General features: G+C 72.8%; 10 protein-coding genes. 9 read left to right on the forward strand and 1 reads right to left on the reverse strand.

From position 1 onward, the window contains the following. Positions 1-81 precede the first annotated feature (81 nt). The 8 genes from ABT041_RS01230 to ABT041_RS01265 all read left to right on the forward strand — a co-directional run bounded on the left by ABT041_RS01230 (position 82) and on the right by ABT041_RS01265 (position 9,854). Entirely contained in the window at positions 82-858 is a 777-nt protein-coding gene (locus ABT041_RS01230; RefSeq protein WP_351176994.1) for a DUF3152 domain-containing protein, read from the forward strand. A gap of 121 nt (positions 859-979) precedes the next feature. Then, complete coding sequence (locus ABT041_RS01235) at positions 980-1,831, forward strand: tryptophan 2,3-dioxygenase (protein WP_351176997.1); 852 nt, start codon at positions 980-982, stop codon at positions 1,829-1,831. Beyond that, positions 1,824-3,092, forward strand: a complete 1,269-nt coding sequence (gene kynU, locus ABT041_RS01240; RefSeq protein ID WP_351177000.1) for a kynureninase — start codon at positions 1,824-1,826, stop codon at positions 3,090-3,092. Before ABT041_RS01235 ends, kynU begins: the two co-directional genes overlap by 8 nt. Before the next feature lie 93 nt (positions 3,093-3,185). Beyond that, entirely contained in the window at positions 3,186-4,055 is an 870-nt protein-coding gene (locus ABT041_RS01245) for an alpha/beta hydrolase (RefSeq protein WP_351177003.1), read from the forward strand. A gap of 163 nt (positions 4,056-4,218) precedes the next feature. Then, positions 4,219-6,450, forward strand: a complete 2,232-nt coding sequence (locus ABT041_RS01250) for an FG-GAP repeat domain-containing protein (RefSeq protein WP_351177006.1) — start codon at positions 4,219-4,221, stop codon at positions 6,448-6,450. A gap of 76 nt (positions 6,451-6,526) precedes the next feature. Continuing rightward, the gene (locus ABT041_RS01255) at positions 6,527-7,852 is read left to right on the forward strand and encodes a sensor histidine kinase (protein WP_351177008.1); all 1,326 of its coding nucleotides are present in this window, start codon (positions 6,527-6,529) and stop codon (positions 7,850-7,852) included. Then, positions 7,849-8,511 carry a response regulator gene (locus ABT041_RS01260; protein ID WP_351177011.1) on the forward strand — a complete coding sequence of 221 codons (663 nt, stop codon included), beginning with the start codon at positions 7,849-7,851 and terminating at the stop codon, positions 8,509-8,511. The genes ABT041_RS01255 and ABT041_RS01260 overlap by 4 nt, the downstream gene beginning before the upstream one ends. Positions 8,512-8,657: 146 nt before the next feature. Beyond that, positions 8,658-9,854, forward strand: coding sequence for a cytochrome P450 (locus tag ABT041_RS01265; protein ID WP_351177014.1), 1,197 nt, complete (start codon positions 8,658-8,660; stop codon positions 9,852-9,854). A 14-nt stretch (positions 9,855-9,868) separates the two neighbouring features. On the opposite strand, the gene ABT041_RS01270 is transcribed toward ABT041_RS01265, so the two are convergent. Further along, positions 9,869-10,786 carry an alpha/beta fold hydrolase gene (locus ABT041_RS01270; protein WP_351177017.1) on the reverse strand — a complete coding sequence of 306 codons (918 nt, stop codon included), beginning with the start codon at positions 10,784-10,786 and terminating at the stop codon, positions 9,869-9,871. Positions 10,787-10,914: 128 nt separating this feature from the next. On the opposite strand from ABT041_RS01270, the gene ABT041_RS01275 reads away from it, so the two are divergent. Beyond that, the gene (locus tag ABT041_RS01275) at positions 10,915-11,367 is read left to right on the forward strand and encodes a MarR family winged helix-turn-helix transcriptional regulator (protein WP_351177020.1); all 453 of its coding nucleotides are present in this window, start codon (positions 10,915-10,917) and stop codon (positions 11,365-11,367) included. Positions 11,368-11,508 lie beyond the last annotated feature (141 nt).

Below are 11,508 nucleotides of genomic sequence, written 5' to 3' on the forward strand. Positions count from 1 at the left end.
CGTGCCTTACCCGCTGGAAGGCGGGCGAAGAGGAAGAAGCGCAGGTCCGGGTCCGGGCTCGTCCTGCCGGCGCTGGTCCTGATGACGGTCTCGCTCGGCGCCGGGGCCGCGCTCGCGCACTACCAGGGCAGAACCGCCGACGGGACGGCTGCGGCTCCGGGGACGGCGGCGCCGACGGCGGTCACGCCGAGCCCGCGGCCCACGACGCCGAGACCGACCCCGAAGCCGACGCCCAAGAAGACGCCGAAGCCGACCCCCAAACCCACGCCGACCAGGAAGAAGACCACCGTCCCGCAGTCCGGTGCCGGGACCTTCACCACCGCGCGGGCCTCCGGCTCGCCGGTCGGGGACACCGGCACGCTGCGCCGCTACCGGGTCCAGGTCGAGGACGGCATCGACCTGTCGGCGAGCGAGACGGCCGCCGAGATCCAGCAGATCCTGGGGCACCCGCGCAGCTGGGCCGCGCACGGCCGGGGCCGCTTCCAGCTCGTCTCCGAGAACGCCGACTTCGTCATCCGGATCGCCACCCCGGACACCGCCGACGCGCTCTGCCTGCGGCAGGGCCTCCGCACCCACGGTGAGCTGAACTGCGAGACCTCCGACGGCGTCGTCGTGAACCTCAAGCGGTGGATGCTCGGCTCGCCGACCTTCACGGGGCCGGCCACCGAGTACCGGCATCTGATCATCAACCACGAGGTCGGGCACGAGATCGGCATCCGCACGCACATGGGCTGCCCGGGTCCGGGCAGGCTCGCTCCCGCGATGATGCAGCAGATCAAGGGCCTCGACGGCTGTCGGTCGAACGCTTTTCCGTATGACGAAGACGGGAGCTACATCACGGGCCCGATCGTGTCATGATGCGCTTGGGACGCGCGCGCAGAAGCGCGCCTCCCGAGGGGACCGGAGCTCCCGTGCCGCGCGGCAGAGCGCACACGGTGGAGCGGACCGCTACCCGGTAGCCCGTATCGAGGAGACAGAAATGTCCACCTTCCCCGATGCCTCCGGAGCCGGCTCGGTCGTCGACGACCCGAACCTCGACTTCGCGGGCACGACGCCGTACGAGGACTACGTCCAGGCGGACGTCCTCACCCACCTCCAGCACCTCCGCTCGGACGACCCCGGCGAGATGGTCTTCCTGGTCACCACCCAGGTCATGGAGCTGTGGTTCACGGTGATCGTCCACGAGTGGGAGACCGCGAGCCGCGCCCTGCGCGAGGACCGCGTCCCGGTCGCGATGGACGCGCTCAAGCGCTCCGTGCGCGAGCTGGAGGCGCTCAACCACTCCTGGCGTCCGCTCGCCCAGCTCACCCCCGGCCAGTTCAACGCCTACCGCGCGGCGCTCGGCGAGGGCTCCGGCTTCCAGTCGGCGATGTACCGGCGGATGGAGTTCCTGCTCGGCGAGAAGTCCGCCTCCATGCTCGTCCCGCACCGGGGCGCGCCCCGCGTCCACGCCGAGCTGGAGAAGGCGCTCCACGAGCCGAGCCTGTACGACGAGGTCCTCGGGCTGCTCGCCCGCCGCGGCCTGCCCGTCCCGGCGTCGGTCCTCTCCCGCGACCTCTCCCAGCGGTACGAGCCGTCCCCCGAGGTCGAGGCGGTCTGGGCCGGGATCTACGCGGACTCCGACCAGAACGCCGAGCTCGTCCGGCTCGGCGAGGCCCTCAGCGACGTCGCCGAGCTGGTCTGGCGCTGGCGCAACGACCACCTGGTCGCGACCCGGCGCGCGATGGGCGCGAAGACCGGCACCGGCGGCTCCGCCGGTGTGGCCTGGCTGGAGAAGCGGGCCCAGAAGAACGTGTTCCCCGAGCTCTGGACGGCCCGCAGCCATGTCTGAGACCCACGAGCAGAGGGCCACGCGACCCGACGCGGCCGAGGAGCTCCGCCCCCGGGCCCTGGACCCCGACGCGGCCCACGGCCTGCGCCGGCGGGCCCTGGAGCTCGACGCCGCCGACGCGCTGGCCGGGCACCGCGCGAAGTTCGCCCTGGACGAGGGGACCGTCTACCTCGACGGCAACTCGCTCGGCGCCCTGCCCGCGCACGTCCCGGCCCGCATGGCCGACGTCATCACCCGCGAGTGGGGCGAGCTGCGCATCCGCTCCTGGGACGAGTCCGGCTGGTGGACCGCGCCCGAGCGGATCGGCGACCGGATCGCCCCGATCGTCGGCGCCGCCCCCGGGCAGATCGTGGTCGGCGACTCGACGAGCGTGAACGTCTTCAAGGCGGTCGTCGCCGCGGCCCGGCTGAACGGTGACGACCGGAACGAGATCCTCGTCGACGCGACGACCTTTCCCACGGACGGGTACATCGCACAGTCCGCCGCGCGGATGACGGGTCACGAGATCGTGCCCTGCGACCCGGCCGACATGGCGGCCGCGGTGAGCGACCGCACGGCCCTCGCGCTCGTCAACCACGTCGACTACCGCACGGGCCGGCTCCAGGACCTGCCCGGCATCACCGCCGCCCTCCACGCGGCGGGCGCGCTCGCCGTCTGGGACCTGTGCCACAGCGCGGGCGCCCTGCCCGTCGGCCTGGACGCGCACGGGGTGGACCTGGCGGTCGGCTGCACCTACAAGTACCTGAACGGCGGCCCGGGTTCCCCGGCCTACCTCTACGTGGCCGAGCGCCACCAGGGGGCCTTCGACTCGCCGCTGCCCGGCTGGAACTCGCACGCCGACCCCTTCGGCATGACCCCGGGCTACGAGGCGGCGACCGGCGCGCTCCGGGGCCGGGTCGGCACGCCCGACATCCTCTCCATGCTGGCGCTCGAAGCGGCCCTCGACGTCTGGGACGGCGTCGCCGTCGAGGACGTGCGCGCCAAGTCCCTCGCGCTGACGGACTTCTTCCTGGAGTGCGTCGAGGCGTACGTCCCCGAGGGCCGCGTCACCTCCGTGACCCCCGGGGCGCACGGCGAGCGCGGCAGCCAGGTGGCGCTGCGCTGCGCGGACGCGCCGGCCGTCATGACCGAGCTGATCAAGCGCGGGGTCGTCGGGGATCTGCGCCGTCCGGACATCCTGCGGTTCGGCTTCACGCCGCTGTACGTGGGCTTCGCGGACGCGGAGCGGGCGGCGAGTACCCTCGCCGACGTTCTTCGGTAGTCGGATGATCGCCTGATCTGCGGGGGTTCCGGTGCTGGTACCGTCCCCGCAGGTCAGGCCAATTCGGCCGCGTACCCGAGAGGTTGGAACAGCATGCCGGACCCCGCCGCGCGCGATGCCGCCGAAGAGGCGTCGGCCTTCTCGCACCCGGCCGTCGCCCCGGACGCCACCGCCGCGTACGGCGACCACCCGGACCAGGTGGTCGACTTCTACGCCCCGCGTGACGGGCGCACCCTGGCTCCCCTCGTCGTCGCCCTGCACGGCGGCGCCTGGCGGGCACCGTACGACCGGCAGCATCTGACCCCGTTCGTGGACTTCCTGGCCCGCAGGGGCTTCGCCGTGGCGAGCGTCGAGTACCGGCGCGGCCCCGGCCTGCCCCACCAGGGCGGTACGGCTCCGGTGGCGGGGCGCTGGCCGGAGACCTTCGACGACGTGGCGGCGGCCCTCGACGCCGTACCGGAACTCGCCGCGGCCCATCTGCCGCAGGCCGACCCGCGGCGCACGGTCCTCACGGGTCACTCGGCGGGCGGGCACCTGGCGCTCTGGGCCGCCGCCCGGCACGTCCTGCCTGCGGACGCGCCCTGGCGCCTGCCGGCCCCGCCGGAGCTGCGCGGGGTCGTCGCCCTGGCCCCGATCGCCCACTTCGGGCGGGCGGTGGAGCTCGGCGTGTGCGGCGGCGCGGTCACGGAGCTCCTCGGCGGCGAGGCGCGGTACGAGGCGCGGGCCGCCTTCACGGACCCGTCGGTCCTCCTGCCGACCGGCATCGCGACGACCCTGGTCCAGGGCCGCGAGGACATCGTCGTCCCGTACGCGGTGGCCGAGGCGTACGCGGAGGCGGCGGCGAAGGCGGGCGAGGAGGTCGGCCTGACGCTCCTGCAGGACGTCGGCCACTTCCCGCTGATCGACCCGGCGGCGGACGCGTGCGCGGTGGTGGCGGAGGAGATCGCCCAGCTGGCCTGGTGAACGGCCTGGTCAACGGGCCTGGTCGACCGGCCTGGTGAGCCGGCCCGGCCGACCGGCCGGGCGAACCGGAATTCTCCTGTCCGCCCGTACAACCCTTCGAACGGATCACGAGTCTCATCGGGCACGGCACTCCCGTGTCCGATCTTTCTCGTGGGGGTTCACCTTGCAGTTCCGCACCACCGGCATCCGCCTCGCCTCCGCCGTCACGGCCGTCCTCGCCGTCACGGCCCTGGGCGCGGGCACCCTGGCCACGGCCCCGACCGCCTTCGCGGCCGGGGCGGTGGTGGCCTCTGCCGACGAGGCCACGGCCACTCCCGTCTTCCCCGAGGGCTCCGTGCTCTCGGGCGTGGGCACCTCCGGGTTCCTCAGCTGGTACTTCGACAAGCAGACGTACGAGCGGAACCTGCTCTGGACGCCGTACGACGGCGGGCTCGCCACCCGGCTCATCGAGCCCGAGAACGGCGGGTTCGCCATGGGCGGGGACGTGGTCGTCCTCGGCGACGCGAGCTGGACCGTCCAGATGCGCAAGCTCACCCTTCGGAACATGGCGACCCCGGCCACCTCCGTCGCCCCGGGCGTCGAGATTGACCTGGGCGCGCTGAACGGCAACTACGTGGCCGTGCTGAGCCCGACGAGCGTGCTCGCGCAGATCACCCAGGCGGACGGCACGGCGGAACTGCACGTCGTCACCAAGGACGGCGCCACGACGACCACCCGCAAGATCGAGGGCCTGCCCGCGGACGCCACCGAGTTCACCGGCTCGACGGTCAAGGGCGGCCACATCCTCGTCGGGTACGCGACGGGTCCGGCGGGCGCGCGGACCGGCGGCCGGGCGCTGGTCGACCTGACGGCCGGGACGGCGACCGAGACCTACGCCTCCGTCGAGTCCGGGTACGACTTCACGAGCCTGATGTTCTCCGGTTCGCACGTGGCCTGGCTCGACTACGACCAGGCGACCGGGCTGTACGTGACGTCCGTCGACCGCAAGACGGGCGATCGGAAGAAGACCGTCCTGGGTGTCCGTGACGGCGACTGGTATTACGAGCTCGCGGGCGACCGGCTCGTGTACGGCAACCCCTCGAAGCCGGCCCAGGCCGTCTCCCTGACCACCGGTGAGACCCTCGCCCTCGGCGTCACGGCCGTGACCGCGGCGCCCTCGGCCGACTTCAGCGTGGTGCTGCGCGGCAACCGGGCCGCCGACGGCGACGGGCTGTTCCGTGTCGCGGTCGGCGAGGACGGCTCCCCCACCGTCACCAAGATCGCGGACACGGGTACGCCGGCGGTCCGTGAGCCGCTGGAGATCCAGGAGGTCCACGTCCCCGACGTGGCGGAACTCGACAAGACCGGCGGCAAGGTGCGGCTGGGCTGGACGCTGTCGCGCGCCGACGCCTCCCTGGACGTCACGCTCACGCACATCGCCACCGGCAAGGAGTTCACCAAGCGCCTGACCGCCCCCGCCACCGGCACCCTGTTCTCCTTCGACTGGGACGGTGTCATCGCCGGGGTCGACGCGCCGAACGGCAAGTACGCGGTCGAGGCCGAGGCGACGCCGCTCGACGGCATCGGCGACTCCGCCTACCAGGGCTGGTTCACGAACATCGTCCGTACGGCCAACCCGCACGACTACACCGACAACGGCTCCACCGACGTCCTCGCCCGGGACGCCTCCGGCGTGCTGTGGCGCGACGACCTGCGGGACCGTCCGGTGAACGGCCAGGTCAAGCCGGCGCAGCGGACGAAGATCGGCCCCGGCTGGCAGGTCTACAAGCAGATCGAGGCCGTCGGAAACATCGGCGGTGCCGCGAACGGCGACCTCATCGCCGTCGACGGATCGGGCGTGCAGTGGCTCTACCTCGGCAAGGGCGACGGCACGTTCGCCCCCCGGGTGAAGGTCGGCACGGGCTGGCAGATCTACAACAAGCTCGCCGGCGGCTCGGACCTCGACGGCGACGGCCGTTCCGACCTGGTGGCCACGGACGGCGCCGGGACCATGTGGTTCTACAAGGGCACGGGCAACTACGCGAAGCCGTACGCGACGCGGGTGAGCCTTGGCGGCAGCTGGCAGATCTACAACCAGCTCACCGCCGTCGGCAACATCGCCGGCACCGCCGCCGGGGACATGGTCGCCCGCGACACCGCCGGCGTCCTGTGGCTGTACCAGGGCAACGGCCGCGGCGGCTTCTCCGTCCGCGTGAAGATCGGCGCCGGCTGGAACGCCTTCTCCCAGCTCGTCGGTGCGGGTGACCTCGACAACGACGGTCGCCCGGACCTCATCGCCTACGGCTCGGGCGGCACGTACGTGTACCGCTCGACGGGTTCCGTCACCGCCCCCTTCAGCCGCCAGACGACGTCGCTGTACGCGGGCGAGGGCTCGAAGTTCAACAGCGTCCTGTAGCGGGGCGCTAGTCCTCAAGGGGGACCCGGAAGGATCCGCATCCAGCGGGACGACCGGGTCCCCCGCCGCCCGTACGGTGGTTCGCGTGACCGATACGCAGACCACCGAGACGAGCCGCAGCCCCGAGCTCCGCCTGGCGCAGGACGCGCTCGGCGGTCTGCGCGCCGACCTCTTCCACAACGCCTTCGCCTACCGCCCGCTGCCGCGCTTCGCGCCGGACAGCCCCGCCTTCCGCTTCCTGCCGAGGCGGATACGTCCGCACGTGGGCCTGCTGCCGCACGCGATGGTGGGCTTCCTCGCGGTGATCGTCTTCTTCCTGGGCGTCGACTTCGTCGGGGGAGAGGCCCGCCCGATCGCCCTCGTCTACTGCCTCGTGCCGGCCGGCGCCGTGCTGCTCACCCTGGCCAGGCCCGTGCTCGCCTTCTGGGTCTCGCTGGGCTCCACCCCCTTCGTCGCCTATATCGGCGGGTACGACGGCTGGCCCTGGTCGCCGAACTCCTTCGCCGCGCACTGGGCGGTCCTGCTGATCGTCGCCATGCGGACCCGGCCCCGCACCGCCCTGTGGATGTGGCTGGTCACCGCCGGGTACGCGATGTTCACGGCCTTCTTCCTGGGCGTGGGCGGCTACTACGGCTTCAACGGCGCCGAGCTGCTGTTCTTCTCGGCCATGGCCATGCTCGGCGTGGCCATCCACCAGGTCCGCACCCAGGCCCGCCGTGAGGTCACCGCCCAGCAGACCGTCACCGCCGTCGAGCGGTCCAAGCGCACCCTCCTCGAAGAGCGGACGACCATCGCCCGCGAGCTGCACGACGTCGTCGCCCACCACATGTCCGTGGTCGCCATCCAGGCGGAGGCCGCGCCCTACCGGGTGGAGAACCCGCCGCCCGAGCTGGAGCAGGCCTTCCTCACCATCCGGGAGAACGCCGTCGCCGCGCTGACCGAACTGCGCCGCATCCTCGGGGTCGTCCGCGCCGAGGACTACGAGGCCCCCGACGCCCCGCAGCCGACCCTCGCCGACCTCGACGTGCTCGTCGCCAACGTCCGCGAGGCCGGGCTCGACGTCGAGAAGACCGTGACCGGCGCGGTCCGCGAACTCCCGCAGGGCGTCGAGCTCTCCGCGTACCGGATCGTCCAGGAGGCCCTCTCGAACGTCCTGCGGCACGCCCCGGGCGCCGCCGCGAAGGTCGAGGTCAGCTACGTCCTCGGCGGCCTCGGCCTGCGCGTCGCCAACGGCCCCGCGCGCGGCCTCGTGAAGCCCTCCCCGGGCGCCGGGCACGGCATCACCGGCATGCGGGAGCGTGTGACGATGCTCGGCGGGGAGATGACGGCGGAGGCGACCGAGGACGGTGGCTACGAGGTGACCGCCTTCGTCCCCGTGAGCCGTGAGGAGCAGCAGGCGTGATCCGGGTACTGATCGTCGACGACCAGATGATGGTCCGTGAGGGCTTCTCGGTGCTGCTCGGCGCGATGCCGGACATCGAGGTCGTCGGCGAGGCTGTCAACGGCCGGGAGGCGATCGCGCAGGTCGCCGCCCTCCACCCCGACGTGGTCCTCATGGACATCCGGATGCCCGAGCTGAACGGCATCGAGGCCACCCGGGAGATCGTCGCCGCCGACGCGGACGCGAAGGTGCTGGTCCTGACGACCTTCGACCTCGACGAGTACGTGTACCAGGCGCTGCGCGCCGGGGCCTCCGGCTTCCTCCTCAAGGACGCCTCCGCCCGCCAGCTCGCGGACGGCGTGCGGGTCGTCGCGGCGGGGGAGGCGCTGCTCGCGCCGACCGTCACGAAGCGGCTGATCACCGAGTTCGCGAAGGCGCCGGGGAGCTCTCCGCGCCCGCCGGCGATGGCGCGGATCGGTGAGCTGACCGAGCGGGAGACGGAGGTCCTGGTCCTCATCGCCCAGGGCCTGTCGAACGCCGAGATCGCCGACCACCTCGTCGTCGCCGAGTCGACGATCAAGACCCACGTGAGCCGCATCCTGGTGAAGCTGGGCCTCCGCGACCGCACCCAGGCGGCGGTCTTCGCATACGAGGCGGGCCTGGTCCGCGTCGGCGGCTGACCGGGCCCCGGACGGAGCCGGTGCCGCGCGGGCCGAGCAGGGCCGCGACGGGGGCCGTGCGGTGCCGGCGCAGGAGGTCCCGGACGGAGCCGGTGCTGTGTCCGGCCGGCCGGGTCCACACCGGGCCCGAGGGGTAGCGTCCGGGCATGGACGCTGTTGACGCTGTGTACGACCCCTGGTCGGCCGAGTTCGTCGCCGACCCCTATCCCGCCTACGCCCGGCTCCGCGCCGCCGGCCGCGCGCACTGGCACGCCCCCACCCGCCAGTGGCTCATCCCGCACTACGAGGACGTGTCCGCGCTCCTTCGCGACCGGCGGCTCGGCCGGACGTACACCCATCGCTTCACGCACGAGGAGTTCGGGCGGACGGCGCCGGACGCCGCGTACGAGCCGTTCCACACGCTCAACGACCACGGTCTGCTCGATCTGGAGGCGGCCGACCACACCCGGATCCGGCGGCTGGTCTCCAAGGCGTTCACGCCGAGGACCGTGGAGAACCTGGCCCCGACGGTGCGGCGCCTGGCCGCCGCGCTCGTCGGTGACCTGGTCGCGGCGGGCGGCGGCGACCTGCTGTCCGCCGTCGCCGAGCCGCTGCCGGTCGCGGTGATCGCCGAGATGCTCGGCATTCCGGCCGAGGACGAGGAGCGGGCGCGGCTGCGGCCCTGGTCGGCGGCGATCTGCGGGATGTTCGAGCTGAACCCCTCGCAGGAGACGGCCCGGCGCGCGGTCCAGGCCTCCGTCGAGTTCTCGGACTATCTGCGGGAGCTGATCGCGCGGCGGCGGAAGGACCCGGGGGACGACCTGATCTCCTCGCTGATCGCGGTGGAGGAGCTGACGGAACAGGAGATGATCTCCACCTGCGTCCTTCTCCTCAACGCGGGCCACGAGGCGACCGTGAACACCACGGTCAACGGCTGGTGGACGCTCCTCAGGCAGGGCGTACGCCCCGATCCCGAAAAGTTGTCCACAGCTGTGGAAGAACTTCTGCGCTACGACACCCCGCTCCAGATGTTCGAGCGCTGGGTCCTCGACGACATCGAGATCGGCGGCGTGACCCTCCCGCGCGGCTCCGAGGTCGCCCTCCTCTTCGGCTCCGCCAACCGCGACCCCGCCCGCTTCGGCCCCACCGCCGACGTCCTCGACCTCGAACGGGCCGACAACCCGCACATCACCTTCGGCGCCGGCATCCACTACTGCCTCGGCGCCCCGCTCGCCCGCCTCGAACTGACCGCCGTCTTCGGCGAGTTGCTGCGCCAGGCGCCGGGCATGACGCTCTCGGCGGAGCCGGTGTGGAAGCCCGGCTACGTCATCCGGGGCTTCGAGGAGCTGCTCGTGGAGGTCTGACCCGGCCCCCGGGCTCAGCATGTCTCCGCCAGGACCTGGCGGAGACGGGCCGCGTACGCCTCCGGGTGGCTGGTGTTGCCGTTGTGGCCACCGGGGAACTCCCGCACCTCGTGGCCGACGAGCTCGGCCAGGGAGGCCGCGCACCGGAGGTCGAACACGGCGTCCGGGGTCGAGCGGCCTATGGCCGGCACGATGCGCGTGCCGGTGCTCGCCAGCGCGCCGGTGTCCAGCGTGTCCTGGACGATCGCGGTGAAGTCGTGGCGGATGAACCGGTCGAAGTTCGCGATCCGCCGGGCGTTCATCGGCTGGGGCGTCAGGTTCGGCTCGGCGTCCGTGCCGGCCGGGTCGATGCCCAGGCACCGGGCGATCTCCGGCAGGACGGCGGAGAGGCCCTCTCGGCCGTACAGGTCCTGCAGGCCGGTGAGTTCGCCCTCGTGGCGGGCGCGCTCCTCGTCGGACAGCAGGCGCGGGGCGACCGGCTCGTGGGCGACCAGCGTGTCGATGAGTCCGGGGTGGCGCACGGCCACGTGCAGCCCGATGACGGCGCCCAGGCTGCAACCGAGCATCAGGACGGGCCCGTCGCTGAGCGCGGCGAGGAGTCGCTGCACGTCGTCGGCGTGCTCCACCAGCGTCGCTCCCCGCTCCGGGGCGTCGAGGCGGCTGCGGGAGAGGCCGCGGCGGTCGTAGGTGATCACGCGGTACGAGTCGGTGAGCCGGGCCACGAGGTCGGTGCTGCGGTCGGCGTCACCCTCCCCGCTCTGCGAGATGAGCAGCGTGGGCCCGGTGCCCTGGACCTGGTAGTGCAGGACCGCCCCGGGAACGTCCAGCGCGCCGACCGTCCTGGTCGCGGTCGCGGTCGTGGCCTCGGTCGCGGCAGTGGTCGTCGCAGCGGTCCTGGTCCTCGCAGCCGTCGCGGTCGTGATCGCGGTCATGGTGCTCCCCCTTTGTGTGCGGTGGGCTTCGTGCCCCCCGTCTCCTCTTCCACGTTATTCCATCCATCTCGATACATCAATCCCGATGCATCAGATCGGATGAATCCAGTTCGATGTATGTTGACGGGGTGAATGGAGCCGAACTGTTCCTCCTGGGCCGCCTCCTGATGAAGATCGGCGAGGACGCACTGCCCGAGCCCCCCGGTGGCGAGGGCCGTTACGCCGGCAGCGCCCGGCTGGTCCTGATCGTCGCCGGTGACATCGCCGCCCACCCCGACAGCTCCGTCGGCGAGATCGCCGCACGGACCGGTCTGCCGCAGAGCCAGGTGTCCACCGCCGTGGCCCGGCTGAAGGAGGCCGGATCGGTGCAGGCCGTGCCCGACCCCGCCGACCGGCGCCGCGTGCTCGTGCGCCCGGCCGCGGAGGCGTCCGAGCGCGTCGCGGAGGTGCGGGCCACGCGGATCGAAGGCGCGCTCGCCGCGGCGCTGGGCTCCGACGACCCGCAGCGCCTGGGTGAGGTCACCCAGGCGCTGGAGGTACTGGCCCGCACGCTCATGCCGGCCTCACCGGCGCGCTCCTGACGCGGCAGCTGAACAAGACGGAGCCTCGGCCTGCCACCTCCGGCCGCCTCGGCCTGCCACCTCCGGCCGCCTCGGCCTGCCACCTCCGGCCGCCTCGGCCTGCCACCTCCGGCCGCCTCGGCCCGCCACCTCCGGCCGCCG

The sequence above is a fragment of the Streptomyces sp. NPDC002825 genome (assembly GCF_040295385.1).
Classification (GTDB): domain Bacteria; phylum Actinomycetota; class Actinomycetes; order Streptomycetales; family Streptomycetaceae; genus Streptomyces.

What these genes read in the sequence shown, in the direction of transcription:
- ABT041_RS01230 (WP_351176994.1), top strand. Translation starts at nt 82, where the DNA reads ATGACGGTCTCGCTCGGCGCCGGGGCCGCGCTCGCGCACTACCAGGGC.
- ABT041_RS01235 (WP_351176997.1), top strand. Translation starts at nt 980, where the DNA reads ATGTCCACCTTCCCCGATGCCTCCGGAGCCGGCTCGGTCGTCGACGAC.
- kynU (WP_351177000.1), top strand. Translation starts at nt 1,824, where the DNA reads ATGTCTGAGACCCACGAGCAGAGGGCCACGCGACCCGACGCGGCCGAG.
- ABT041_RS01245 (WP_351177003.1), top strand. Translation starts at nt 3,186, where the DNA reads ATGCCGGACCCCGCCGCGCGCGATGCCGCCGAAGAGGCGTCGGCCTTC.
- ABT041_RS01265 (WP_351177014.1), top strand. Translation starts at nt 8,658, where the DNA reads ATGGACGCTGTTGACGCTGTGTACGACCCCTGGTCGGCCGAGTTCGTC.
- ABT041_RS01270 (WP_351177017.1), bottom strand. Translation starts at nt 10,786, where the DNA reads ATGACCGCGATCACGACCGCGACGGCTGCGAGGACCAGGACCGCTGCG.